Annotated in this window: 21 protein-coding genes; 16 read left to right on the top strand and 5 right to left on the bottom strand. The window is 54.5% G+C overall.

What is annotated here, in order from left to right; all coding sequences use genetic code 11:
• The first annotated feature begins 301 nt into the window (after nt 1–301).
• Nucleotides 302–655, top strand: a complete 354-nt coding sequence (locus KDC22_RS29105) for a hypothetical protein (RefSeq protein WP_211721216.1) — start codon at nt 302–304, stop codon at nt 653–655.
• A gap of 311 nt (nt 656–966) precedes the next feature.
• Here KDC22_RS29105 and KDC22_RS29100 read toward each other — a convergent pair whose 3' ends face one another.
• The 3 genes from KDC22_RS29100 to KDC22_RS29090 form a co-directional block, all read right to left on the bottom strand.
• Complete coding sequence (locus KDC22_RS29100) at nt 967–2,283, bottom strand: ABC transporter substrate-binding protein (protein WP_211721215.1); 1,317 nt, start codon at nt 2,281–2,283, stop codon at nt 967–969.
• 157 nt (nt 2,284–2,440) lie between these two features.
• Nucleotides 2,441–3,277 (bottom strand): carbohydrate ABC transporter permease, encoded by an 837-nt coding sequence (locus KDC22_RS29095; RefSeq protein WP_173138839.1) that lies wholly within the window; start codon nt 3,275–3,277, stop codon nt 2,441–2,443.
• Entirely contained in the window at nt 3,277–4,167 is an 891-nt protein-coding gene (locus KDC22_RS29090) for a carbohydrate ABC transporter permease (protein WP_211721214.1), read from the bottom strand. The genes KDC22_RS29095 and KDC22_RS29090 overlap by 1 nt, the downstream gene beginning before the upstream one ends.
• 124 nt (nt 4,168–4,291) lie before the next feature.
• On the opposite strand from KDC22_RS29090, the gene KDC22_RS29085 reads away from it, so the two are divergent.
• The 3 genes from KDC22_RS29085 (at nt 4,292) to KDC22_RS29075 (ending at nt 8,830) form a co-directional block, all read left to right on the top strand.
• Nucleotides 4,292–6,112 (top strand): sensor histidine kinase, encoded by a 1,821-nt coding sequence (locus KDC22_RS29085; RefSeq protein WP_211721213.1) that lies wholly within the window; start codon nt 4,292–4,294, stop codon nt 6,110–6,112.
• Between the two features lie 20 nt (nt 6,113–6,132).
• On the top strand, nt 6,133–7,713 hold the full coding sequence (locus KDC22_RS29080; protein WP_211721212.1) for a response regulator: 1,581 nt from the start codon (nt 6,133–6,135) through the stop codon (nt 7,711–7,713).
• A 112-nt stretch (nt 7,714–7,825) separates the two neighbouring features.
• Nucleotides 7,826–8,830 carry an HD-GYP domain-containing protein gene (locus KDC22_RS29075; RefSeq protein ID WP_211721211.1) on the top strand — a complete coding sequence of 335 codons (1,005 nt, stop codon included), beginning with the start codon at nt 7,826–7,828 and terminating at the stop codon, nt 8,828–8,830.
• A 28-nt stretch (nt 8,831–8,858) separates the two neighbouring features.
• Here the strand turns inward: KDC22_RS29075 and KDC22_RS29070 are convergent, their stop codons facing one another.
• Nucleotides 8,859–10,013: an N-acetylmuramoyl-L-alanine amidase family protein gene (locus KDC22_RS29070; protein ID WP_173138829.1), complete on the bottom strand. Its 1,155-nt coding sequence runs from the start codon at nt 10,011–10,013 to the stop codon at nt 8,859–8,861.
• Nucleotides 10,014–10,242: 229 nt separating this feature from the next.
• On the opposite strand from KDC22_RS29070, the gene KDC22_RS29065 reads away from it, so the two are divergent.
• Both KDC22_RS29065 and KDC22_RS29060 read left to right on the top strand, forming a co-directional pair.
• Entirely contained in the window at nt 10,243–11,244 is a 1,002-nt protein-coding gene (locus tag KDC22_RS29065; RefSeq protein ID WP_173138827.1) for a TIR domain-containing protein, read from the top strand.
• A gap of 4 nt (nt 11,245–11,248) precedes the next feature.
• Nucleotides 11,249–11,476, top strand: coding sequence for a hypothetical protein (locus KDC22_RS29060; RefSeq protein ID WP_211721210.1), 228 nt, complete (start codon nt 11,249–11,251; stop codon nt 11,474–11,476).
• A 641-nt stretch (nt 11,477–12,117) separates the two neighbouring features.
• Here the strand turns inward: KDC22_RS29060 and KDC22_RS29055 are convergent.
• Nucleotides 12,118–13,230: an LLM class flavin-dependent oxidoreductase gene (locus KDC22_RS29055; protein ID WP_211721209.1), complete on the bottom strand. Its 1,113-nt coding sequence runs from the start codon at nt 13,228–13,230 to the stop codon at nt 12,118–12,120.
• 368 nt (nt 13,231–13,598) lie between these two features.
• On the opposite strand from KDC22_RS29055, the gene KDC22_RS29050 reads away from it, so the two are divergent.
• From KDC22_RS29050 to KDC22_RS29005, 10 genes are all read left to right on the top strand, one after another.
• Nucleotides 13,599–14,375 carry an ABC transporter ATP-binding protein gene (locus KDC22_RS29050; RefSeq protein WP_211721208.1) on the top strand — a complete coding sequence of 259 codons (777 nt, stop codon included), beginning with the start codon at nt 13,599–13,601 and terminating at the stop codon, nt 14,373–14,375.
• A 47-nt stretch (nt 14,376–14,422) separates the two neighbouring features.
• Nucleotides 14,423–15,322 carry an ABC transporter permease gene (locus KDC22_RS29045; protein WP_246553096.1) on the top strand — a complete coding sequence of 300 codons (900 nt, stop codon included), beginning with the start codon at nt 14,423–14,425 and terminating at the stop codon, nt 15,320–15,322.
• A 15-nt stretch (nt 15,323–15,337) separates the two neighbouring features.
• Nucleotides 15,338–16,225 carry an ABC transporter permease gene (locus KDC22_RS29040; RefSeq protein ID WP_211721207.1) on the top strand — a complete coding sequence of 296 codons (888 nt, stop codon included), beginning with the start codon at nt 15,338–15,340 and terminating at the stop codon, nt 16,223–16,225.
• A gap of 39 nt (nt 16,226–16,264) precedes the next feature.
• Nucleotides 16,265–17,872: an FAD-dependent oxidoreductase gene (locus tag KDC22_RS29035; protein WP_211721206.1), complete on the top strand. Its 1,608-nt coding sequence runs from the start codon at nt 16,265–16,267 to the stop codon at nt 17,870–17,872.
• Nucleotides 17,869–18,201, top strand: coding sequence for a 4Fe-4S dicluster domain-containing protein (locus KDC22_RS29030; protein WP_173138812.1), 333 nt, complete (start codon nt 17,869–17,871; stop codon nt 18,199–18,201). Before KDC22_RS29035 ends, KDC22_RS29030 begins: the two co-directional genes overlap by 4 nt.
• A gap of 52 nt (nt 18,202–18,253) precedes the next feature.
• A complete protein-coding gene (locus KDC22_RS29025) occupies nt 18,254–19,336 on the top strand; it encodes an ABC transporter substrate-binding protein (protein ID WP_246553093.1) in 1,083 nt (360 codons plus the stop codon).
• A 314-nt stretch (nt 19,337–19,650) separates the two neighbouring features.
• A complete protein-coding gene (locus tag KDC22_RS29020) occupies nt 19,651–20,322 on the top strand; it encodes a Na-translocating system protein MpsC family protein (RefSeq protein ID WP_173138810.1) in 672 nt (223 codons plus the stop codon).
• A gap of 156 nt (nt 20,323–20,478) precedes the next feature.
• Nucleotides 20,479–20,868 (top strand): response regulator, encoded by a 390-nt coding sequence (locus KDC22_RS29015; RefSeq protein ID WP_211721205.1) that lies wholly within the window; start codon nt 20,479–20,481, stop codon nt 20,866–20,868.
• A gap of 255 nt (nt 20,869–21,123) precedes the next feature.
• Nucleotides 21,124–23,388, top strand: a complete 2,265-nt coding sequence (locus KDC22_RS29010) for a PAS domain-containing sensor histidine kinase (protein ID WP_211721204.1) — start codon at nt 21,124–21,126, stop codon at nt 23,386–23,388.
• 494 nt (nt 23,389–23,882) lie between these two features.
• Nucleotides 23,883–24,959, top strand: coding sequence for a bifunctional 3-deoxy-7-phosphoheptulonate synthase/chorismate mutase (locus KDC22_RS29005; RefSeq protein ID WP_211721203.1), 1,077 nt, complete (start codon nt 23,883–23,885; stop codon nt 24,957–24,959).
• Nucleotides 24,960–25,054: the final 95 nt, after the last annotated feature.

Raw genomic sequence — 25,054 nt, 5'->3', positions numbered from 1 at the left:
ATGGTAGATGGTAGATTGGGCGGTAGGTTGGATGGAGAGTGAGCGAACGTTGCGTGGGGTGTGGGCGCTGTTCTTAAACTAACTAATCATTTCTGTGTAGTAGCTGAATCCGCCGAAAGTAGGCGGAGCGTGCAACTCAGAGGGATAAATCCCTCTGAATCCGCCGGAAGCGGGCGGATCGAGCAAGTCAGAGGGATAAATCCCTCTGAATCCGCCGAAGGTAGGCGGATAGAGCAAGCCAGAGGGATAAATCCCTCTGAATCCGCCGGAAGCGGGCAGCGAGTGTGAAGGAGGAGCAAAAGTGCACCTGAATGCGCCGAAAGTGGACATCGAGCGTGAAGGAGGAGCAAAAGTGCACCTGAATGCGCTGGAAGTGGGCGGCGAGCGAGAAGGAGGAGCAATAGTGCACCTGAATCTGCCGGAAGTGGACAGCGAGCGAGAAGGAGGAGCAAAAGTGCACCTGAATGCGCCGAAAGTGGACAGCGAGCGTGAAGGAGGAGCAATAGTGCACCTGAATGCGCTGGAAGTGGGCGGCAGGCGAGAAGGAGGAGCAAAAGTGCACCTGAATGCGCCGAAACTGGGCGGCAGGCGAGAAGGAGGAGCAAAAGTGCACCCCCACCTGAGGCTGAATCAGGATCAGGTGGGGGTAGGTTAGATATAGGTGTAGATGTAGGTTTAGATGTAGGTTTAGGTGTATATTTTCGTTACTCCCCCTCTCAATCAGCGGAGCGGACGGAAGGATTGTGGAAAAGCGGAGCGTTCGCCTTTGTGTCCGGATTTTCACCGCTAAGGTAAAAAATAAAAAAATCTGGACACAACAGCGATTGGAACAACGTTCCGTTTGCGTAGCGTGCTCACCGAGCGTCGATGTAACGCAGCCCCTACACTCAATAAACAAACAGGGAGCCTCCCAGCCAATTATGGCCGTTGAAGACACCCCTGAATTTCAAACGAAACAACTAACTCCTATTGCTTCACAATATCCTGCACCGCTTTATCCAGCTTCTCCAGGAGCTGATCATGGCTCAGCTGGCCGCCCAGGTATTCCTGCATCGCGGCGCCGAAGCCCTGAGTGACTCCGTCAGGGAACATATCCCAGTTCCAGCCGAGAGCGGTAGCGGATTTCTCCTGCACGGCAACGGCAACCTGCCCGATGTCGGCCGCGTCAGTGGTGATGTTGGTTTCAGCCGGGATGAACTTGAACTCCTTGGTCAGATACTTCTGGCCGGTTTCCGAACTTACCAGCCAGTTCAGGAAGGCTTTGGCTTCTTCCGGATGGGCGGACTTACTGTTCACGATATAGTTGTTTGGCACGCCTACCAGGATGGTGCCTTCTTCACCGCTGATCGGAAGCGGGAGAAGGCCCAGGTTCAGCGCAGGATCGATTTTGTCGATATCGCCTTGCGTCCAGTTGCCCTGCAGCATCATTGCGGCCTTCCCGGAGGCGAATTCAGCCACCTGGGTGGCATAATCGGTAGTCATCTTATTGTCCTGGGCATTGTCGAAGATGACATCCACGAGATCAAGCCACTGCTTGAACACTGCGTTGCCTTTGATCGTCTGTTTACCCGCCTTCACATCGTCGATGAACTGCTTCGGATCAGGCTGATGCGCCATCCCTACGTTGACCAAGTGAATCCCCATCGACCACCATTCATTGGTGGCTTCGAACGGAGTAATACCGGCGGTCTTTAGCTTGGCTACGGCGTCCTTTAGCTGCGGGAGGGTCTTAGGTTCTTCCGTAATACCGGCTTTGGCGAACAGATCCTTGTTGTAGATCAGCCCGTAGCCTTCTACGTTCATAGGCATACCATAGAGCTTGCCGTCCACCGTTGCCGGTGTTTTGGCTGTGGGGATCAGGTCCTTGACCCAAGGCTCATTGCTCAGATCGGTGGCACGGTCCATATAAGGGGCGAGGGCAATATAACCTCCGTTATTGAAAATTTCAGGCTCAGAGCCGGAAGCAATCTCGGCTTTGAGCAGCGCACCGTAATCTTCACCGCCGCCATGCGTTTCTACTTCGACCTTCACTCCGGTCTCTTTCTCATATTCTTCGGCGAGTGCATTCAGCTGCTCGGCAATTTCCACCTTGAACTGGAACATCTTGATCGTAACATCCTTGGCAGGGGCTTTGCCTGCATCCGGTGCTGTCGTTTCGGTTGACGCGTTAGGAGCCTTATCAGCGTTTCCATTGCCTGCGGAATTCGTATTGCCGCTGTTCCCGCAACCTGCGATAATGAGGGTGCAAACGGTTGCCATAATGAACGCGAACTTTCTTGTCATAGAATAACCTCCCTGGTCTGTGGTTCCTGCAACTAGATCGTAAGGCAAATGAGAGTGGACTTACACTTCATATTTTGCTCGAAAAGGTGGATATTGTTGCAAGGGGCGACCCTTGCAACATCCTGTAGTGGCGGTCTTTCCATGTTATGAAACGGGATCATCCCTTAATAGAGCCTGAAGTTACGCCTTCAACAATATACCGCTGGAGCGACAGGAAGAACAAGAGGATTGGCGTGATTGCCATAACGAGACCCGCGAGGGCCAGGTCCCACTTCTTGGTATATTGTCCGAAGAACTTGGTTACAGCTACCGGAAGGGTAGTCAGGTCCTTGTTTCCCCCGATAACAAGTACGGGCAGCAGGTAGTCATTCCAGATCCACAGGGTATTCAGGATGATGACCGTTACAATAATCGGCATCAGCAGCGGGAACACAATCCGGAAGAAGACGCCGTACGGATTGGAGCCGTCCACCCGAGCCGCTTCCTCCAGCTCCAGAGGCACGGTCTTGATGAATCCGTGGAACAGGAAGACGGACAGCGGCATCCCGAAGCCGAGATAACAGGCCACAATACCGTACAATTCTCCGCGAAGCTCCAGAATACTGGTCACCCGGACCAATTGCAGCATCAGCGACTGGAACGGAATGATCATCGCCGAGACCAGCAGCAGGAACACGAAGGAATTGAAGCGCGTAGGCTTACGCACAATCTGATAGGCGGCCATCGAGCTGAACAGGACAATGAAGATGACGCTCAGGATCGTGATTTGCAGAGAATTCAGGAAAGCCTGCGGGAAGTCGATCGCCTTCCAGACCTTGGAATAATTATCCCAGTGGAACACCTGCGGCCAGGAAGCGGCGTCGGTCAGGATGTCCTTCAGCCCCTTCACAGAATTGCTTAAGACGAGGTAAAAAGGCGACAGGAACACAATAGCCAGCAGAATGGCGGCAATTTCGAGAACGAAGTTTCTGGGACGGTATCTGCTGCTGTTCATTAGGCGGACACCTCTTTTCTTTTGGTAAGCCAGACCTGTGTGACCGTGATCAGGGAAACGGCGGCGAAGAAGAGCAGTGCTTTGGCCGTGCCGAGTCCATAACGGTTGTTGATCAGCGCCTCCGCATAAATGTTATAAGCCAGGGACTGGGTCGAGGTGCCCGGCCCGCCTTTGGTCAGCGACAGGTTAAGGTCGAACATCTTGAACGCATTGGAGGTCGTCAGGAACAGGCAGATCGTGATCGCCGGCATAATCAGCGGGACATAGACGCTCTTGAACAGCTGCGGGGCACGGGCGCCGTCAATTTTGGCCGCTTCGATCAGATCCTTCGGAATACCGGCCAGCGCCGCGATATAGATGACCATCATGTATCCGGCAGTCTGCCAGACGAACACGATGACCAGACCCCAGAATCCTGTGCCGGGAGTCCCCAGCCAAGGCAGCTGGAAGAACGAGATTCCGGTAAGCTCGCCGATCGTGGCGAAGCCCTTGGTGAAGATGAACTGCCAGATGTAGCCGAGCAGGATGCCGCCGATTACATTGGGCATGAAAAATACGGTGCGGAGCAGCTTCTTGGTCTTCAGCGTCGTCATCAGAATGAAGGCAAGCAGCAGCGCCAGAACATTGGCAGCTACAACCGAGACCACGGTGAAGCGGAGGGTGAAGACCAGGGACTCCCAGAACTTATCGTCATTCGTAAAAATCCGTCTCCAGTTAGCCGAGCCTGTCCAGACTGCTTTGTCCAGATCGAGCCCGTTCCAGTCGGTGGAAGAATAGTAGAAGCCAAGGAAGAACGGGGTGACCACAATGGTCAGGAAGAAGAGCAGACAGGGGCCGAGAAATACGATTTGCTGTCCCCAGCCACGTTGCATGCGCAGAGTTTTTCTCATAGGGAATCTCCTTTGTGTAAGTTTACTACGGGTTCACAGCTTGATTATAAAAAGCGAGGGCCACCGCCAACACTCAATTTGATGCTCAGAAAAGTGGATTATATTGCAGGGAAGAGGGACTACCATGTTCAAAAACAGCATCCGGACACGGCTGATGGCCTTAGTGCTGCTCGCGTCAGTGATTCCGTCAGGTATCTCCGTTACCTTCTCCTATCTCTACACGAAGCAGTCGGTTACGGAGCAGTCTGTGAAGCAGAACACGAAGCTGCTGACCCTGGGAGAAGCGAATCTCAGCAGTTATTTCAGCGGCATGAACCAGCAGGCAATGTCCCTATACAGCGGGATTAATGTTCCCGGCTCCTTCTACACCACCCTGCTTACCGCCAAAAGCAATGAGCAGGTGCCCGCAGGCACAGTACTGCCGGATACCCGTGCAGTGATCTCCACCCAGCTGTACAACCTGTTCCTCTCGGACCGGAACACTTTTCAGATCCACCTGTATGTGAGGGCTGCCAGGCAGTCCAATCTTCTGCATGGAGGATGGTTCCGCCGGGAGAACGGGGAGAATGCCGGTGCAGAAGATCCTGAAGGCACGTACCGGCCGTACCTTGAAGTCACGCATATGGATCATCAATACGGCGTGAAGTCCGGCTTCCCCAATCTGAAGCCCGGCACTGTTCCCGTGTTTACCGCCCATTTCCCAATCTACCGTACCCCCAGTGACAGCGTGCTGGCAGATTTGTCGATCGACTATACTCTCGGTGAGCTGGAGGGGATCGTGGAGTCGATGTACAACTCGGACACGGAACGTCTGTATGTGTTGAATGCGGAGGGACAGGCCTTGTTCGCATCCGATCCGGGATGGGTCGGGAAGCAGGTAGAGACCGGCTGGAGCCGTCTTCCCGCAGACAGTGACAGCGGCCATTTCACTTGGAAGAAGGACGGCTTCCAGGGGATTGTGATGTACAAGCGGATTAAGGACCCGCTGTTCAGCGGGAGCATTATCAAGCTGGTGCCCTATGAAGATCTCTATGGGGATGCAAGGGTTATCACCCGGTTCAACATGGGCATTGGGCTGCTGTTCCTCCTGATCGGGGGCATCAGTGCCGTGCTGATCTCCATCGGCTTCACCCGGCCGATCAAGAAGCTGATCCACTTCACGCAGAAGGTGCAGATCGGCCAGCTGGATGCGCATATGGTGGCCGAGCGGGAGGATGAGTTCGGTCTCCTGACCCGTAAAATCACCGGCATGACCCGCACGATCAATGACCTGATCGTGAAGGAATACCGGCTGGAGCTGGCGAACAAGACGACAGAGCTGAAGGCACTCCAGGCCCAGGTGAATCCTCACTTTCTATACAATGCGCTGCAATCTATTGCCAGCCTGTCCTTGCGCTATAATGCGCCGAAGGTGTATGATCTCATCTATTCCCTGGGCAGCATGATGCGTTATTCCATGAATACGGAGCGGACGCAGGTACCGCTGCGTGATGAAATCGAGCATGTGCAGAATTATGTGATTCTGCAGACAGAGCGGTTCGGCGAAGAGAATCTGCGGCTGGAGATCGAGGCGGAACCTGAGACTCTGGAGCTTATTCTGCCGAAGATGATCTTACAGCCGATTGTAGAGAATATCTTCAAGCACGCCTTCGCGGACGGAATCCGCGAAGGTGTGATCCGGATAGACTGCACGCTGGAAGGGCAGATGGGTCTGGTGCTTGCTGTCAAGGATAACGGCAAAGGCATTCTCCCGGAGCGGCTTGCGGAGATTACAGCCGGACTCACAAGCAGCGGCCAATCCGGGAATGAGGAGATCGGCCTGTATAATGTGCTGGCCCGCCTGCGGCTGCAATTCGGCAGCGGGGCGGAGATGCAGATCGTGAATAATGAAGAGGGCCAAGGGGTTACGGTAACCCTGAGGATTCCGCTGGACGGGCAGACATAAGCGCGAAAGGGGCAGCAGAGATGAAGGTGCTGATTGTGGATGATGAGAAGCATGTGCGGGAGGCCATCCGTTATTTTGTTCCGTGGGACAGCTATAATATCTCCGCTATTTATGAGGCGACCAACGGACAGGAAGCGACTCTGGTGATGCGGGAACACCAGCCGGCCATCGTCTTCACCGATATGCGGATGCCGCTGATGGACGGGGCGGAGCTGCTGGAATGGCTGCACCGCCATTATCCGAATACGAAGACGATTGTGATCAGCGGGTATCAGGATTTCAATTACGTGAAGCCGGCCATTGTGTACGGCGGGACCGATTATCTGCTGAAGCCGCTGAACAGCAAGCAGCTGATTGCCTCGGCGGAGCATGCCTTCCGGCTGTGGATGGAGGAAGAGGCGGAGCGGAAGCGGCGGCAGCGCCAGAATATGCAGCTGAACGCTCTGCGTCCGCTCTACTGGGACAAGATGTTATCCGATCTTGTGGGTGGCCAGGCCTCCTTCCATGAGCTGAAGCTGCCGCTCTGCGAGGAGCTGGGGATGCCGATTGGGGCACACGACTGCCGAATTGCTGTAATCTCGCTGCAAGGCGCGGACTGCCGCCTGCTGCAGAGATTTCACGGCGATGTGGCGTTGACCGCCTTCGTGCTGGCCAACGTCTGCAATGAAGTGATGGCGGCGGACCAGAGCGGTTACGCCTTCCGCAGCTGGCAGGGCGGAGGCGAGCTTGTAGTTCTGCTGTGGAGTGCTGTAATGCAGGCGGAGACCGTACTTAACCGTATGAACGAAGCCATCCGCCAGGCCTTTGGCGTTCAGGTAGATATCGGACTTAGTCCGCTGAACCCTTTGCCGGAGGGGCTGCAGCATGCGTTCAAACAGGCAGGGCAGGCGCTGGAGGAGCGGAACCTCCTGCAGCGGGAAGGGCGTATCCATCCTTTTAGAGAGCGGGCAGACCGGAGTAGACCTGTAGAAGACTACGCCCTGGAGGAGCGGCTGGACAAGCTTAGAATCGCCGTATTGTCCGGTGATCTGGGGCGGATGGAGCGGGTGGTGGAAGAGTGGGCCGGGCATCTGGCGGGGCTGCCGCTGCTTACGGAGAGCGGCCTCCTGCAGCAGCAGGCGGAGATACTTACGGTTCTGAAGCGCTGGCGGCCGGAGGAGGAGATTAGCCTGGAGCCCTGTTATGATGCAGAGGGGCTGTTCTCGGTAGAGAACTGGCAAGGCGGGCTGAAATCGCTGCTGCGCCGGTTGTTCAAGGGCAACTCTCAGACCCCGGACAGCAGACTTGTGCAGGAGATCCGGGAATATCTGAACCAGAATTATGCGCAGGAGATGACACTTCAGCATATTGCGGAACGCTTTTTCATCAGCAGGGAGAATGTATCACGCAAGTTCAAGCAGATTACCGGAGAGAATCTGTCGGATTATCTGACCAGTCTACGAGTGGATAAGGCGAAGACGCTGCTGCAGAATACGAATCTGCGGCTGTCGCAGATCGCGGAGCTGGTGGGCTATGAGGATGAGAAGTACTTCAGCCGTGTCTTCAAAAAAACCGCCGGAGTCTCTCCCAGAGAGTACCGCAAGCATGAAGAAGAAACCTGAGCCTGGAGCATCAGCTTCATACCTGCCTTTCAACATTTTCCGGCCTAATACCGATAATAGCTATAGGGGCAATTAATTCATAGCCTGCGGTTATATGGGAGGGCTGGATAGTATGAACAATTTACTGGGAAGAACGATTAAGAATGATCTGATCAATACCTACGGAGTTACCGTAATTCCCGCGAAAAGCAGATTGAATGCTGAACATTTGGAGCTCATCCGCAAACAAAAAATAGATGTGAATGATATTATCTTTGCAGATGAGGCTGACCAGGCGCCCTCCTATCAGAAGATGGTAAACGGAGTAGTGAACAGTTCGAAGGAACTCTTTGAATCCTATAGAATCTCCCGCAAAATCCCGCTGGCGGATATCCGCAAGGATGTGATTCCTGTGATCCAGGACATCTCCCGTAACCCGGATATCTTTGCGCTGTTCCATTCGGTTCAGGGCAAAGATGATTATACATATCAGCACAATATCGGAGTTGGGGTCCTGGCTACCCTGATCGGCAGATGGCTGGAGATGAGCGAAGCCGAGCTGTCGGTGCTCTCCCTGGCTGCCACTCTGCATGACATCGGTAAGCTGAAGATTCCCTCAGAGCTGCTGAACAAGCCAGGCAAACTGACGGACGAGGAATTCAGCCAGGTTAAGAAGCATACGGTATACGGCTACGAAATCCTCAAAGAGACCACCGGGGCCAATTCGCGTATTGCCCTGGCGGCGCTGCAGCATCATGAGAGGAATGACGGTATGGGATACCCGCTGGGGCTGAAGGATGGGCAGATTGATCCTTACAGCAAGATTGTCGCCGTTGCCGATATTTTTCATGCGATGTCCAGCAAGCGCCCTTATCATGAGCCGACGCCGTTTCATAAGATTGTCGATCAGATGCGAAGAGGCAGCTTCGGCGCGCTGGACCCGCATATTGTTTCGGTGTTCCTGGAGAATATTGTGAAGCGGACCGTTGGCCGCGAGGTGGTCTTAACCGATGGCCGGGTCGGTGAGATTGTCTATTTGAACCCGCATGACATCGAGACTCCGCTGATCCGCATTGATGATGAATACATTGACCTCAGTAAAAGAACGGAGCTTAACATCCGCGAGATCAGTTTATAATCAGTGTATAAGATGAATGATGCCTTCTCTAATTGTTGAAATAATCTGCCACCCCGTCGGCGACAGCCTGGGCCGCCTTCCGCTGATAAGCGGCTTTGCGTACAATCGACTCGTCGTACGGGTTGCTGAGGAACCCTAGTTCTACCAAGGTGGATGGAAGCGGATTCTCCCGCAGAATATGGTAGTTCCCGAAGGAGAGACCATTGCTGCGCAGGCCGATTCCCTGGCCAAGCCGGGTCTCAATTGCCCGGGCCAGCCGTATATCATTCTGCTCCGAATAGAAGAAGGTCAGCGTGCCGGAGACATTCTTCGGGGAGGAATTATAATGGATGCTGACAAAAGCGTCCGCGCCGAGCTGCTGCCCGAGCTGCACCCGCCGGGAGAAGGAGGGCTTCTGGTCGCCCCGGGTGCGGGTCATCTCCACCCTCGCTCCCTTGGCGCTCAGATAATCCCGCAGATACAGGGAGGTCTGCAGCGTCAGATCCTTCTCCATCGTGTTGTAGGTCGTGCCGAGCATGCCGGGGTCCAACCCGCCATGGCCGGGATCGACAATAATCAGCTTGCCGCGGATGCTGCCGGATTTGCGTACGACACTCACCTTCTGGGTATTAGAAGCCGCTGTGTTTAGGTTACGGGCGGTTCCGCCCGACAGATATTGGGACGCTACCCAGCCGACCGTTCCTCCGGCTGCGCGGACCCGGGTCCATTCCCCCTGCCGGGACAGAATGGTCACCTTGTTGCCGGATTGCAGGGAGCCTACGACCTCATATCCGGTTCCCGCTCCTCCACGCATGCGGAGGGAAGAGGCGGTTACAACAGCCGTTCCGCTGGAGACGGCAGAGGTCCTGACGGGTGCTTTGGCGCTGGCGGAACCGGAAGTGCTGGCCGAGGAGCTTCCGCTGGTGCGTTTCAGATAATAACCGGCTACCCACCCAGAGACAGAACCGGCCCGGACCTTAAGCCAGCCATGCTGATCTTCAGTGACGGTAACCAGGGCTCCGCCCGCCAGAGTACCTGTTATGGTTGCACTGGCAGCAGGTTCACTGCGTACGTTCAGAGAGTTGGCGTATACTTTGGCCGTGTAGCCGGATGCAGCATAAGCTGGGGAAGACGGAAGAACAGGCAGCAGGGATGAAGTCAATAAGCAGGCTGCCAGTACTGCGGTATGTATTTTTTTTCTCATGACAAATAAAGCCTCATTTCCCGGAGAGATAACATTCTATTACCCGTTTCATCGGCCGGAGAATACAGAAAATTTAAAATTAAAGAGAAGTTTTGTCCCTGTATTCTGATAACACCGCCATTTAAACGATTGCTCCTGAGCTGACTAATATAATTGTTAACCCTATTCCTTGGCGGGAAATGTCTGTATAATTATTACATATTGGGGAAACAGACAAAGGAGTGCCGCCGTGATCAGACCTAAATTATTCATTGGTTCCTCCAGAGAATCGATCCGCTATGCCAGAGCTATTCATGAACAGCTGAAGCGGACCGCCGAGGTTCATCCTTGGTATGCTGCTGCGTTCCGGCCTAATGAATACACGATGGAAGCGCTGGAGCGGAATCTGGATATCAGCGATTTTGCCGTATTCGTGTTCTCACCGGATGATGTGGCGCGGATTAGGGGTAAATATTATTATGTCACCCGGGACAACACCCAGTTTGAAATGGGGCTGTTCTGGGCGAGACTCCGGCGGGGCCGGGTCTTCTGCCTGCTGCCGGACCAGGTGCCCGCCCGCAGTGATCTGATTCCGGGGGAGAATGTCGAGGAGTACCATCTGCTGTCGGATCTGTCCGGACTGACACCGCTGGAATACGAGTGGCAGCATGAGAATGCTACAGCGGCAGTGGATGTCAGCTGCGGCAAGATCATCGACAGTATTCAGGGCCAGGGGATGTATCATGATCCGGCTGTGGAGCTGCTGCAGCTTAGATCAGAGCTTAGGCGAAAAGAAAGTATCCTTCACTTCTTTTGGCAATATAATAATAATGTAACGACTCCCCAGGCTGCCGAGAAATATCAGGCACTTAGCGAAGCTGTCAGGAATTCCTTCGTGCCCCCGGAGGATTGCCGGGTGATCGGAGCCGCCATGTGGCGGGCGGAAGCGGGGGAAGGGCTGAAGCAGGTAGGCGGCAATGTGGGACGCGGGCATATTTATCCGTTCTCGGCCTCGGATGACGAAGGCAGAAAGCCGGGAGTGCTGGATGCTTTTCTGGCCAAGGAATGGACCTTTTTACAGCGTACGGAAGTTGCGGAGGTATATATCCTATGCTATCCTTTAGGTAAGAACCATGTTCTGTCGGTGCATTTCTCAGGCATTCAGGGATTATCGGCAGAGGATCTTACAGCAGTCGTTGCCTATAACCGGGATTTGTTCCGTACCGTCAATTATTTAGTAGGAGGGGACTAACAGGATGAAGAATATGAAGAATGCAGTTAGTATATCCAGTACTGTCCGCCGGTCTGCAAGCGGTGACGGCAACAGCGCGGGAGGCAAAGGCCGTTCCAGACGCAAATCCGGCCCCAAGCTGACACCCTCGCCTCTCAACGTGTATCTCGCACCTTCCCTGGAGGGCGGAGATGACGAGTATAAGAAGCTGGTCAGCGGCAAGGTTGACAATAACAAGCCATCTTTCGCATAATAATCGCTAATCTAATTTATGAATATTAAGCAGGTCCCCGGCAGCGCCGGGGGCTTTTTTTGTCGGATAAGAATTTATATGTTTTGGGGTAAGCGGAGCTTACCCCTTATTTAGTATGACCTGTGACGGGCGTAACTCTGAAGAAGCAGCTTCAGGAGCTGGAGAAACAGGATGAGCTAGGGTCGGTAGGGCTTGTTATGTAGCATGCGGGCAGCTGAGGCGTCTGTTTGTTGGCGGGGGAAATAATTGGATTTTCTCCACTTGCTCATGAATAGAGGAGCCTTTAGCGGACAGCAGTTGGAAAAATAGCACTTAATCAGCCGCAATTCAGTCAGAGCAGAGGAAAGGCGTGAAATTAAGATACGTTTCTCCAACTAATATCCTCAGACGCTCCGAAACATCCAAATTAAGATACGTTTATCCACTTGCTAATCATGATTAACTACCTGAATAACCGCCGGTAGCTGGAGTTCGAGACAGCTAAGAGGCCTTGCAGTAGCAGGTATGCCGGAAGCATCTGCCGGGTATTATCTGAGACAGAAGCTATTCCAGGCGATGTACCGGGAGAGGGGTGTGTCCGGTACAACTTCGCACAAAAAGATGCCGCCCTATAACCGGGCGGCATCTTTTCGAGTCTTGATTTATTGCGCCGAGGAGATTCCGCCCGGCTTCTTCGCAAGCTCGCGCCGGACGACCGGCGCGACCTCGGTGGCGAGCAGCTCAATAGCTGCGGCGACCTTGGCGTAAGGGAGGCCGCCGATATCCAGCTGGGTCATGAAGCGGTGATGGCCGAACAGCTCGTGCTGATAGAGGATTTTCTCAATAATCTGCTGCGGGCTGCCTACTGCCAGCGTATTGTCCGGCGAAGTGAACCGGCCGAATTCACTGCGGGAGACCCGGTATTCCTGACCGGGCTTCGGGCTGATCGCATTGCGGTAGCTGTAGTAATAAGGGTAATAGTCATCCAGTGCCTGCTGTGAGGTCTTCGCTATGTAACCGTGGCTGGTGATGGCGATCTTCAGGTCCTCGGGCGCGTGGCCGGCGGCTGCGCCGGAGCGGCGGTAGGTACCGGCCAGGTTCTGAAAAGGCTCCGGGCTGCCGCTCAGAATAGCGATCGCCATGCCAATGCCAAGTGCCCCGGCCTTCTTGGCGCTTTCGGCCGAACCGCCGATGCCGACCCAGAGCGGAAGCTGCTGCTGGAGCGGACGCGGAGCAATCTCGGCGTTATGCAGCGGGGAGCGGAACTTGCCCTGCCAGTTCATGACCTCATGCTGGTTCAGCGTGAGCAGCAGATCCAGATTCTCGCTGAACAGCTGCTTGTAGTCCTCCAGCTCGTAGCCGAAGAGCGGGAACGACTCCAGGAAAGCGCCGCGCCCGGCGATGATCTCGGCCCGCCCGTCCGACAGCAGGTCCAAGGTGGCGAAATCCTCGAAGACACGGACCGGATCAATGGTGCTTAGCACGGTCGTGGCACTGGTAAGCTTAATCCGCCGGGTGACCTGGGCAATGGCCGCCAGGACAACCGGCACCGAGGAGATAACGAAATCCAGCCGGTGATGCTCCCCGACGCCGAATACATCCAGCCCGGCTTCATCGGCCAGCTTGGCGGCTGCAATCACTTCATTCAGGCGCTGGCGGGGACTGATCCGCTGGCCCGTATGGCAGTCGGTTACGATATCTCCCAGTGTATAAATACCGAATTCAAACTCCGGTACGGTTGCTTCGTTCGCTTGAGCATTCCCTTGGTTGTTCATGGTACAGACTCCTTATAATCCAGAATATTGAATAGCGTTATAACAGTAAGCATGTCCGTTAGTGAAAGGATATAGCCCAGTATAGCATAATTACTTACAAAATGTAAGTATATGAGTGGAAGTTTGCAATGTTTCCTGAAAAAGATAATTCATACTTTCAGCAGAAAGTCAGTATTAAAACGAATTAATCCGGGCGGAAATTGTGTATTTTTATTGACAGATGGGAGAATGGGTGATATTTTAAATTTACGAATTCCAATTGGCTTACTTTGAATTGAATATTGCCGACTGTACAGACAGAGGTGCCAGCGTGATTACTGCGCGAGGTCCTCTGTTTTTTTTGTATACAGCCAGAAGGAGGAGCAGAGATGGGAGAGGCATTATTGTCGATCAGACAACTGAATAAACGCTTCGATACCGCAGGCGGACAGGTGCAGGCGCTGGAGGATGTGGAGCTGGAGGTGGAGGAGGGAGAATTCATCACGGTGATCGGCCCCAGCGGCTGCGGCAAAAGCACCCTGCTGCGCATCATTGCCGGTCTGGATACCGGCTACACCGGCAGTGTTACCTTGGAGGGGGAGGCTATAGGCGGGCCGGGAATAGATAAGGGGTTTATTTTTCAGGAGCACCGCTTGTTTCCCTGGCTTACGGTGGAGAAGAATATCGCCTCGGATCTGCCGCTGGGCAGGCCTGATATCCGGCAACAGGTGGATGAGCTGATTGAGCTGGTGAAGCTTGGCGGCTTCGAGACCGCTTACCCCCGTGAGCTGTCGGGAGGGATGGCCCAGCGGGTAGCGATTGCCCGTGCGCTGCTGCGCAGTCCCAAGGTTCTGCTGCTTGACGAGCCCTTTGGCGCACTGGATGCTTTTACCCGGGCGCATATGCAGACGGTGCTGCTCGACATTTGGCGGCGGAACCGGACTACGATGATTTTTGTGACACATGATATTGATGAAGCGGTGTTTCTGGGGAACCGGGTGGTGATTCTGGAGCCCCGTCCCGGCAAGATTCGCAGGATTGTACCGATAGACCTGCCGTATCCGCGCAAAAAAACCACAACCTCCTTTCAGGAGCTGAGGCTAAAGGTGCTGAACTACTTCGAGAAGGTGGATGAGCTGGAGCTGAAGGATGGGGCGGGGATCTGAAGCAAGAGTAAATGCTGACTAATATCCGACTTAAACGATGCGAATATATGACTACGGAGGGAGGAACGATCATGGCTGAACAGGCTGTAGCGTCAGGGAATGCCGGAAGTGCCGGAAGTGCCGGAAGTGCCGGAAGTGCCGGAAGAGCCGGTAGAGCTGGAAGGATCAGAAGGCCGGAAGGTCCCGGGAAAGTTGCCATTGCCGGGCTGGGACTGCTGCTGCCGGGGGGCGTATTGATCCTGTGGCAGATGCTGAGTCATTACGGAATGATCTCGGCAATGCTGTTCCCCGCACCCTATACGATTGCACAGTCCTTCATTACACTGGCATCCAGCGGGGAGCTGTGGATCAATCTGCGGGTCAGTGCCTTGCGGACACTTTCGGGATTCCTGCTTGGCGGCGGGCTTGGCCTGCTGCTAGGCATTGTGGTCGGATTGTTCCGCCGCTCGGAGAAGCTGCTGAATCCGTCGCTGCAGATGATCCGGATGATCCCCAGCCTGGCCGTAGTGCCGCTATTCATTCTCTGGTTCGGCATCGGGGAAGAATCCAAGGTGCTGCTGATTGCCAAAAGTGCCTTTTTCCCGCTCTATATCCATACCTTCATGGGTATACGCGGGACGGATAACAAGCTGTTTGAAGTAGCCCGTGTGCTGGGCTTCAGCAGAAGACAGCAGATTCTGCGGCTGGTGCTGCCGGCGGCAGTGCCCAGCATCATGCTCGGCGTACGCTTGTCGCTGGGGCTGGCCTGGCTGGGACTGGTGGTCGCAGAGCTGATCGCCTCCACTTCGGGAATCGGCTACATGATGTCGGATGCCCGCCAGTTTGCCGATACGCCTGTAGTGTTCGTTGGGATTATTGTATTTGCCGCTGCCGGACTGCTTACGGACACGATGGTCCGGCTGGTGGAACGGCGTCTGCTGCGGTGGCAGGACAGCTATCAAGGGTAGGAGGGGAAGAGCACCATGAGTGAAGGGATAGAAGCCATAATTAAGACAGCCAAGGGTGTAAGGGAAGCCCGTGATTATAGCGGAACTGCTTCATTGACTACGCATAACAACAGGAGAAGATTAACGTCTGTGTTCTGGAAATCTCTTGTGCACGACTGGGGGGCAGGGGCAGCAATTCCTGTAGCAGTCATTGCCGTATGGCAGCTTGCCGGGAGTGCGGGCTGGATCTCGCCGGAATTTCTGCCGGCACCGCTCACGATTCTCGTGGCATTGGCGGAGCTGGCCGTGAGCGGGGAGCTGATCCAGCATCTGGGCGTCAGTATCGGCCGGGCGGGGACCGGGTTCCTGATTGGAGGGATACTCGGCCTGCTGCTGGGGGCACTGACCGGCCTGTTCCGCAGCGCGGCCTATCTGCTGGACCCGAGCGTTCAGATTCTGCGGCTGGTTCCCCATCTGGCGATTGCCCCGCTGATTATTCTGTGGTTCGGCTTCGGGGAGATTTCGAAGGTCGTTATTATTATGAGCGGCTCCTTCTTCCCGCTCTATATTAATACATTTCTGGGTATCCGGGGAGTCGATAACAAGCTGTTTGAAGTAGCCCGGGTGCTGGGGTTCAGCCCGCTGCAGAAGCTGCGGCGGCTGATCCTGCCAGCTGCGCTGCCCGGCATTCTGCTGGGACTGCGCCTGTCGATGGCTGTGGCTTGGATCGGCCTGGTAGTGGCGGAGCTGATCGGCTCGCAGTCAGGGGTTGGATTCCTGATTAATGAAGCGAAGCAGAATTCCAATACGGAGGTTGTTTTTGTAGGCATTATTATATTCGCCGTGGTCGGCAAGCTGATTGATTCTCTATTCCGAGTTATCGAGCGCAGATTCCTGTACTGGCGTGACAGCTATCAAGGCTGATGAAGCGCTAATCCACACACCAACCAAGGGGGCAAGAACATGAACCAACCGGCACTGAAGGAAGGATTGAAATGGACGGCGGATGTACTGGTAATCGGCGGAGGTCCGGCAGGAACATGGGCGGCACTTACAGCCGCAGCTAAGGGAGCGAAGGTGATTCTGGCTGATAAGGGCTACTGCGGCTCCAGCGGCGCAACGGCCCCGTCAGGCACCGGAGTCTGGTATGTGAAGCCGGAGGCTGAGCTGCGTGAGGCAGCGAAGGCCAGCCGCTACGCCATGGGCGGTAAACTGGCGGAACACCGCTGGATGGACCGGGTGCTGGACCGTACCTATGAGAATATGAACAGACTGGGCGTTAGCGGCTATCCGTTCCCGGTAGATGAGGCGGGCATTCCATACCGCCGGGGCCTGCAAGGTCCTGAATATATGCGCCTGATGCGCAAGCTGGTTAAGAAGGCAGGGGTGACCATACTGGACCACAGCCCGGTGCTGGAGCTGCTTGCCGATGAACACGGGGTAGCCGGGGCTGCCGGAGTGCGGACCCAGAGCGGGGAAGCCTGGAGTGTGCAGGCCGGAGCGGTGGTCATTGCTACCGGGGGCTGCGCCTTCCTCAGCAAGGCGCTGGGCTGCAATGTGCTGACAGGCGACGGGTACTTATTCGCCGCTGAGGCGGGGGCCAGCCTGTCGGGCATGGAATTCTCCAATGCCTATGCAATCTGCCCGACCTTCTCTTCCGTGACGAAGACGGCTTATTACAGCTATGCCAGCTTCTACTATGAGGATGGCAGTGTCGCCCTGGGGGCGGGCTCCAAGAGGGGCCGCTCTGTCATCGCCAGGAATCTGCTGGCCGGACGCCAGGTATTTGCGAAGCTTGACGGGGCTGACGCGGAGCTGCAGCCCTTGCTGCGGACGGCGCAGACGAATTTCTTCCTGCCGTTCGACCGGCGGGGGATTAATCCCTTCAAGGATGTGTTTCCGGTCACGCTGCGGCTGGAAGGGACCGTCCGGGGGACGGGTGGCATCCGGATAACCGATGAGAGCTGCGGTACAGGGGTTCCCGGCCTGTACGCGGCAGGGGATGCGGCCACCCGCGAGCTGATCTGCGGCGGATTTACCGGCGGGGGAAGCCATAATGCGGCCTGGGCAATGTCCTCCGGCTCCTTCGCCGGAGAAGGTGCAGCCGCCTATGCAGCAAGGCTTGGCCGCCATTCATACCACCGTGCCCCTGTAGGGTTGTCTTCTTCCCCGCTGGTTCACGGGGAAGTGAAGGCGGGCGCAGCGGCCAGAACTGCGGAATATGTGGAGGCTGTACAAGCCGAAGTCAAACCGTATGACATTAATCTGTTCCGTACGGAACAGGGGCTGACTTCCTCCCTGGGGCGTCTGGACGGACTATGGACAGAGCAGCGCGGCCGGGAAATCCGGCTTACCCCGGAAGGTGTGAAGGCGCGTGAAGCCCAGGCGATGACGGCAACGGCACGCTGGATGTATAACTCAGCCCTGGCCCGCACTGAAACCCGGGGCATGCACAAACGGGAGGACTTTCAGGGAAGCGACGACGCTCAGCATCACCGCCTGATCAGCGGCGGACTGGACCAGGTCTGGGTCAAGACAGAAGAAGTAGCGAAGGAGAGTGTTCTGTTGTGATTGAAATCATCAGCGCTGACAGATGTGTAGCCTGCAATCAATGTGTATCCGTCTGCCCGACCAATGTCTTCGACCGGGTAGAGGATGGAATCCCTGTTATCGCCCGGCAGAGCGACTGCCAGACCTGCTTCATGTGTGAGCTGTATTGCCCGGTGGATGCCCTGTATGTCGCTCCGGATTCCGAACAGCTTACCGGAATCACTGAGGCGGAGCTGGAGGAGCAGGAGCTGCTTGGCGGTTACCGTGAGAAGGTGGGCTGGGGCAAGGGCAGACAGCCTGTAGCCAGTCATGAGTTCATGGTTAAGCTGGCGGCCAGAGCAGGGTTCTGATGTTGCGCGGCGTTACAGCATCCGGTGAGAGACAGAGGGGAGAATAAGAACAATGAAGAGAGCGATGAACAGAAGCTACAGAGAGAACGCAGGGAGAGGGAGCAAAAGAAGGCGCCTCGCACTGATTGCAGGGGTGGTAATGATGATGCTGGTCCTGCAGGCTTGCGGCAATCAGGCAGGTTCTGGGGGCAGCGGCCCGGCAGGCAGCAGTGCTGGCTCGGATACCGCCGAAGCGGCGGGCAGCGGAACGGGAAGCCAGGCTCCGGCTGTGCTGAATTTCGGCTACATCGGCTCCAATAAGCTGAATGTGCCCGGCGGTGCGGAAGGCTGGGGATTATACAAAGGCATTATTCAGGAGGAGCTGAAGAAATACGGAATTACCGAAGTGAAGCTGACCGGCTTCCCGAACGGGCCGGATCAGACAGAATCCTTAATCAGCGGCAGACTTGATTTCGGCAGTCTCGGGGATACCCCGGCGATAATCGCGTACGCGTCAGGCGCCAAGACCCGGTTAATCGCCCAGACTTCAGCGCATACGGTCGGGTATCTGATCGGCAAGAAGGACGGACCGAAGACCGTGCAGGATCTGAAGGGCAAGACCATTGCAATCCAGAAAGGGTCGTTCATGCACCGCTACGTGGCCGACCTGCTGAAGCAGGAGGGTGTAACCGGCTATAAGCTGGTTCACATGCTGATTCCGGATGCGACTGCGGCACTTGCCCGTGGAGATGTGGACGCGACCACCAATAACGGTGTAGCGGCGCTTAAACAGATCGAGCAGGGGTACACCCATCTGGATGATGCTTCGGCCCACCCGGATCTGCTCGGAAGCAGTGCTACGGTAGTGTCGGAGGAGTATCTTGCGAAATTCCCGGATTTCCCCAAGGTCTGGAATGCGGCACGGGAGAAGGCATTCGCTGATCTGAAGCAGCATGAAGAGGAATATTATGAATTCCTGGCGGAGATCGGGGATACCACCCCCGAGCTTGCGAAGCAGGTGAATCCGATCAGTGATATTAAGGATACGGCCTTCACCGAGGAAGGGACGAAGCTGCTGGAAGGGACCAAGAATTTCCTCGTGGAAGAGAAGCTGGCCAAGCAGGATTTCAATATCAGCGATTGGCAGCTCCGCTAAAGAGCAGGTGATCCAGGCATCCGAAGGCGCTCCAATGCCATTTCCGGCAATGGGGCGTCTTTTTAAATGATAAGGGTTGATATGTTTCACACCATAATTCATCCTTCTATTTCTCGCTGAAACGGTGCCGTCCCTAAAAGGACGGCAAAGCCGTTTCCGCTTGTAATTATAATGTAGCGGTAACTTTGGAATAATGGGTATATACGAACTCGGCGGTTGAGATTATACTAAATTGAACGAACCGTTTCTTCAGCAGGCGGAGCGTCTCCCCATACGTACCACAGACACTAGAATATTATGCTGGAGGAAATTGAATGAGCATTACAGAACTTACTAGCCAACTATCCAGTTACACAGGAAGACTACTGCGCGAACGCTTCGGGAAAGGGCCTGAATCCATACATGCCTCCATCGGGAAGCAGTGTATTGCCCTGCATATCCGTAATTTCATCGGGCCTGTGGAGAGGTTTTTGTTAAATAAGGAAGAAGAACAGGCATTTCGTTATACACGGGAGCTTCTGATGAAGTCCCTGCTTCCCGAGCTTGCAGCTTACCTGAAGGAGAACATGGCTATTGAGGTCGGCGAGCTTTTTTATGATTGGGGCATACATAACGCATCGGGGATGATCGTCGCACTGATCAAGAATGACGATATACCCATTGATGATTATGCCGGACGCGAAGAAGTCCATTCCCAGATTAACGAAGTGAGCCGGAAGGTCCAGAAGGAACCAGTATATACGGATTCCTGGTGGCTGGGCCCCCGGATTCTGATTATTAAGCGCGAGGGCATTCTGATCCCTTTGGAGAAGGAATTGATTGACCTCGGCTATGAGAATACGCTTAAGACCACCAAACGCAAGATGGAGAAGCGATATTTGGAGGAGACTTCCATTGCCCCGATGCTTGGCAAGGAGCTGTCGGATATTTATGTGGACTGGGATCTCGATAAAGATACCAGTGTGATAGCCTATACTTTTCACTAAAGTCTAACCATATATATGGCGGAAATGAGTCGGACATGCAAATGAGCCGAACATGAGCCGAAGAAGGGGGAATGGTCCCTTTCTTCGGCTTTTTTATTTTCTGCCTGTCCGCAGCAGGTATTGGTGGTGCTGAGATTTTTTAGGAGGATATGCTGGATGGAGGAGTACAAGTGGACAGTACTATACGTGGAAGATAATCAGCTCAACATGGCTTTGGTGTACCATATCTTCAAAAGAAACCTGCCCTCCGTATTGCTGCTGAAGGCTGAGACGGCAGAACTCGGTTTAAGCATGGCCCGGGAAGCTCTGCCGGATCTGATCATCCTGGATATAGGGCTTCCCGGACTCAACGGATATGAAGCTCTGGAAATATTGCAGCAGGATACGGCGACTAGTCATATTCCGGTACTGGCGACCAGCGCGTTCGCTCAAAAATCGGATATTGAGAAGGCCCGGAAGAAGGGCTTTGCCGCATATATTACCAAGCCATTTCAGGTCAAAGCGTTCACCGAGACCGTGAAAAGACTGCTTTGCAGCGAAGAATGATAGAAGATCGGCTGAAGATAACAAAGAAATAATCAAAGGTGGAGAACTGGGGAGAACTCTGTCTGGCGGCCGGTTCACAGGCTATTGTATTCATTAATAAAAAGTACAGGATTCACACGATAACTTAACTCAATATGGGGCAGTCTATATTTCGACAACATGATTTGACTTTCGCCTGATTATGCAAGATATTTATATTACGGATTTAATATAAAAGAATTGCATTTATTACTCCACAAACGGGCGGTGGATTTTATGCTAGGACAGCATGCGCAGGCTTCTTCTCCATTGGAACAGGCATTTAAAACTGGAACTGCCGGAGCAGCCTTTCTCTCCATTTCTGAAGTATGGACAAATGTGAACCCGGCAGTTACCCTTCTGCTCGGATATACCGAAGAAGAGCTGCTGGGACATCCCTTCGCAGAGTTTGTGTATGAAGATTCCCAGCAGTTACATAAGCATAGAATGGGTACTTTGAGCGCGGGAGAAGCCCCTTTTTGGGAAGCGGAACTGAATATGCGCCATGCGGACGGCACTGCGGTTCCGGTGCTGCTGCATGTTGCCAGGGTTAACGAGCCCTCAACGGGAGCAGGGCTGTATTACCTTATTCATCTGGCGGGCTTGCCGCTCCGGGAACCCCGGAAGGAACGCTCTGAGCCTCCAGACGGGTTGTACCGGCTGATTGCAGAGAATATCAGGGACATTGTGTATTATGCTTCGCCGGGCTCCTTCTGCCAGTATTGCTCCCCTTCGGTTGAGGATGTGCTCGGGTACAAGCCGCAGGAGCTGGTCGGCCGTGATATCAGCAGACTGGTTCACCCTGAGGATATGGAATTCATGAGTGAGCAGCAGGTCGCTGAATCTCCTAGCGTCCAGTTGCGGATTCTTCATGCCTCAGGGGAATATCTCTGGATCGAGTTCACAATGAGAATGGTCGAATATGGCGGGGAGCGGGGCGTGCTTGCGGTAGGCCGCGATGTGACCCAGCGCAAGATTATGGAGCAGAAGCTGCAGGAGTCTGTCGAACGTTATACGTCGCTGAAGAAGTATAATCATGACGCCATCATCTCTCTGGACCTGGAGGGTCATATCATCAACGGGAATGAACAGGCGGTACGCCTGACAGGTTATACCATACCCGAACTGGTGGGCATGAGTGTCGGCCGGATCGTTGGCGAACATCACCTTCAGAATGTAATCGGCCTGGGTCACAAGAGCCGGACCATGGAACAGGACATCAACCTGATCTGGCATAAGGACGGGCATTCCGTAGAGGTTCTGACAACCCTTGCCCCGATTATTATCAACAATTCTACCGTTGGCTTTTATATTATCGTCAAGGATATTACCGAGCAGAAGAAGCTGCTGATTGCCAAAGAAACGGCAGAGCATACCAACCGTGCCAAAAGTGAATTCCTGGCCATGATGAGCCACGAAATCCGCACCCCGATGAACGGGGTGATCGGGATGACCGACCTGCTGCTGGAGATGAGTGAGCCGGACTCACAGCAGAGGGAGTTCCTGGAGATTATCCGCCAGAGCGGGGAATCCCTGCTGAATATCATTAACGATATTCTCGATCTCTCCAAGATTGAGGCAGGCAAAATCACACTGCAGGATGAGCCGTTCATCCTGCAGCACTGCATGGATTCCGCTCTTGAGCTGCTGAAGCTGAAGGCGGAGCGTAAAGGTCTGGATATCGGGGTAGAGGTGGGGCCGGATGTGCCGCAGCAGCTGATCGGAGATGGGGAACGGCTGAAGCAGGTTCTGCTTAATCTGGTCGGCAATGCAGTGAAATTCACCAGTACGGGCGGAATTAAAGTGGGCGTGCAGCGTATTGCCGGAAGTCCGGCAGGCGTAACACTGCAATTCACTGTGGCCGATACGGGGAGCGGTATTCCGGAAGCTGCCCGCGGCCGCTTGTTCGAGCCGTTCTACCAGACGGATCAGTTCATGGGCCGCAAGGCTGAAGGAACCGGTCTGGGGCTGGCGATCAGCAAGCAGCTGGTGGAGCGGATGGGCGGCAGAATATATCTGGACCCCACGGCTGAGCAGGGGGCAACCTTTGTGTTCACCGTGGTACTCCGGACCGAAGTACAGGCGCTTCCGGCTGAAGGGCCGGGTGGAGACCTGCTCGAGCAGGGGGTATTGGGCCGCCCGTTACGGATTCTGGTAGCTGAAGACAACGTGATCAATCAGATTGTGCTGCGCAAAATCCTGGAAAAGCAGGGGTTCGCCGTAGATGTTGCCGAAGATGGGCGTCAGGCCATAGAGATGACCGGCCGGCGCAGCTATGATCTGATCTTCATGGATGTGCAGATGCCAGGCATGAACGGCCTGGAGGCAACGGCAAGAATCCGGGCAGAGCAGCCCGCAGACTTGCAGCCCGTAATCATCGCAGTGACCGCCAACGCGCTTAAAGGCGACCGGGAGTTATGTCTTGAAGCAGGAATGGATGAGTACATCAGCAAGCCGCTGAGAAGCGAAGCTATTATGACTGTGATCCATACCTTTTTCTGAGCAGCGGGGCATGTTCTCTATTCACAATTTAATCACAATGCTGTGTTAAAGCTGTAAGGCAGCGCTGTGAAGTCTTGCATGTGGAAGCCTTTTTGATTAAGATAGCAGAAACCGGTGCATAAGACGCACCGATATACCATGTAATGACAATGACGAAGAGAGTAAGCACTTCATAGCGGAGCTTAACAGGGAAGGTGTGCCGGAGACTGAGAGCACCCTCATGCGACGTTTAGTGCCGAAGTTCACTTCCGAGTCGGCCCCTGAAGGTTCCTGCTGCAGCAGGACTGAGTAGGACGGCCCGCTTCCTGCGTTAACGGATGTAAGACAGAGTTGATTCAGGGCCGGGAAATTTACTCCCTACCCGGGTGCTGATGCGTCAGCAGGATTCAGCTCTAAATAAGGGTGGTACCACGGCTCCTCGTCCCTTGCGGCGGGGGGTCTTTTTGCGTTGATTCACAGACTTAACTATTAACTATACAAAGGGAGTGCCCGGAATGAGTAATGTGGAATTGGATGGTCTAAGAGGAAGATTGGATGAGATTAACAGTCAATTGCTGGAGCTGATCTCGGAGCGTGCCGGAATCGTTCAGGAGATTGGAGTGCTCAAAGAGAAGCAGGGTGTGCCGAAGTTCGATCCTGAACGGGAGAAGGCTATGCTGGAGAAGCTGGTAGCGAGCAATAAGGGGCCGTTCACCAGCGGAACCATCCGCACTTTGTTCAAGCAGATTTTCTCTGCTTCACTTGACCTGCAGAGTACAGAGCATAAGAAATCCCTGCTGGTAGCGCGTAAAAATCATGCGGAGGACACCGTTATCGTTCTTCCAGGGAATGTTACCGTCGGCGGCTTATCCTCACTGATGGTGGCAGGGCCCTGCTCCGTGGAGAGTGAGCTGCAGACCCGTACGGTTGCTGCGGCCTTGCAGAAGGCGGGCGTGAAGGTCATGCGCGGCGGAGCCTTCAAGCCCCGTACCTCACCTTATGACTTCCAGGGGCTGGGGATGGACGGACTGAGAATTCTGCGTGAAGCGGCGGACGAATACGGGCTGCTGACCATCAGTGAGATTGTGGACCCCCGCCATATTGATGAAGCAATGGATTATGTGGATGTCATACAGGTCGGCGCACGGAATATGCATAACTTCGAGCTGCTCAAGGCCGTAGGGGAAGTGAATAAGCCGGTATTGCTGAAGCGCGGATTATCCGCGACGCTGGATGAATTCGTTCATGCGGCAGAATATATTATGTCCCGCGGCAATATGGAGATTATGCTGATTGAACGCGGCATCCGTACTTATGAGAAGTCGACGCGCAATACGCTGGATATCTCGGCGGTGCCGATTCTCAAGCAGGAATGCCATCTGCCGGTGCTGGTCGATGTGACCCATTCGACGGGACGCAAGGATATTCTGATTCCTTGTGCCAAGGCTGCGCTTGCCGCCGGAGCTGACGGTATTATGGTGGAGGTGCATCCTGATCCGGCCACGGCATTGTCCGATGCGGCTCAGCAGCTTAACATTGAGGAGTTCAACACCTTCTTCAATGAAGTGAAGGCTTCGGGATTATACCGTTAATTTCAATATCTAGAATTCGGGCGATAATAGCAGTATCCGGGAGAAAATAAAAGGAATTAGCGCTTACAAGAATAAGATTCACTTTTGTGGAGTGT

The organism is Paenibacillus tritici (genome assembly GCF_018207515.1).
Classification (GTDB): Bacteria; Bacillota; Bacilli; order Paenibacillales; family Paenibacillaceae; genus Paenibacillus_AQ; species Paenibacillus_AQ tritici.
This window is presented reverse-complemented; position numbering and strand designations above follow the sequence as displayed.

Excerpts from the sequence above, each read along its gene's own strand:
- KDC22_RS29085 (WP_211721213.1), top strand. The coding sequence starts at position 4,292 with ATGTTCAAAAACAGCATCCGGACACGGCTGATGGCCTTAGTGCTGCTC.
- KDC22_RS29090 (WP_211721214.1), bottom strand. The coding sequence starts at position 4,167 with ATGAGAAAAACTCTGCGCATGCAACGTGGCTGGGGACAGCAAATCGTA.
- KDC22_RS29035 (WP_211721206.1), top strand. The coding sequence starts at position 16,265 with ATGAACCAACCGGCACTGAAGGAAGGATTGAAATGGACGGCGGATGTA.
- KDC22_RS29005 (WP_211721203.1), top strand. The coding sequence starts at position 23,883 with ATGAGTAATGTGGAATTGGATGGTCTAAGAGGAAGATTGGATGAGATT.
- KDC22_RS29075 (WP_211721211.1), top strand. The coding sequence starts at position 7,826 with ATGAACAATTTACTGGGAAGAACGATTAAGAATGATCTGATCAATACC.
- KDC22_RS29095 (WP_173138839.1), bottom strand. The coding sequence starts at position 3,277 with ATGAACAGCAGCAGATACCGTCCCAGAAACTTCGTTCTCGAAATTGCC.
- KDC22_RS29080 (WP_211721212.1), top strand. The coding sequence starts at position 6,133 with ATGAAGGTGCTGATTGTGGATGATGAGAAGCATGTGCGGGAGGCCATC.
- KDC22_RS29020 (WP_173138810.1), top strand. The coding sequence starts at position 19,651 with ATGAGCATTACAGAACTTACTAGCCAACTATCCAGTTACACAGGAAGA.
- KDC22_RS29025 (WP_246553093.1), top strand. The coding sequence starts at position 18,254 with ATGAAGAGAGCGATGAACAGAAGCTACAGAGAGAACGCAGGGAGAGGG.
- KDC22_RS29100 (WP_211721215.1), bottom strand. The coding sequence starts at position 2,283 with ATGACAAGAAAGTTCGCGTTCATTATGGCAACCGTTTGCACCCTCATT.
- KDC22_RS29055 (WP_211721209.1), bottom strand. The coding sequence starts at position 13,230 with ATGAACAACCAAGGGAATGCTCAAGCGAACGAAGCAACCGTACCGGAG.
- KDC22_RS29040 (WP_211721207.1), top strand. The coding sequence starts at position 15,338 with ATGAGTGAAGGGATAGAAGCCATAATTAAGACAGCCAAGGGTGTAAGG.
- KDC22_RS29070 (WP_173138829.1), bottom strand. The coding sequence starts at position 10,013 with ATGAGAAAAAAAATACATACCGCAGTACTGGCAGCCTGCTTATTGACT.
- KDC22_RS29050 (WP_211721208.1), top strand. The coding sequence starts at position 13,599 with ATGGGAGAGGCATTATTGTCGATCAGACAACTGAATAAACGCTTCGAT.
- KDC22_RS29010 (WP_211721204.1), top strand. The coding sequence starts at position 21,124 with ATGCTAGGACAGCATGCGCAGGCTTCTTCTCCATTGGAACAGGCATTT.
- KDC22_RS29015 (WP_211721205.1), top strand. The coding sequence starts at position 20,479 with ATGGAGGAGTACAAGTGGACAGTACTATACGTGGAAGATAATCAGCTC.
- KDC22_RS29045 (WP_246553096.1), top strand. The coding sequence starts at position 14,423 with ATGACTACGGAGGGAGGAACGATCATGGCTGAACAGGCTGTAGCGTCA.
- KDC22_RS29060 (WP_211721210.1), top strand. The coding sequence starts at position 11,249 with ATGAAGAATATGAAGAATGCAGTTAGTATATCCAGTACTGTCCGCCGG.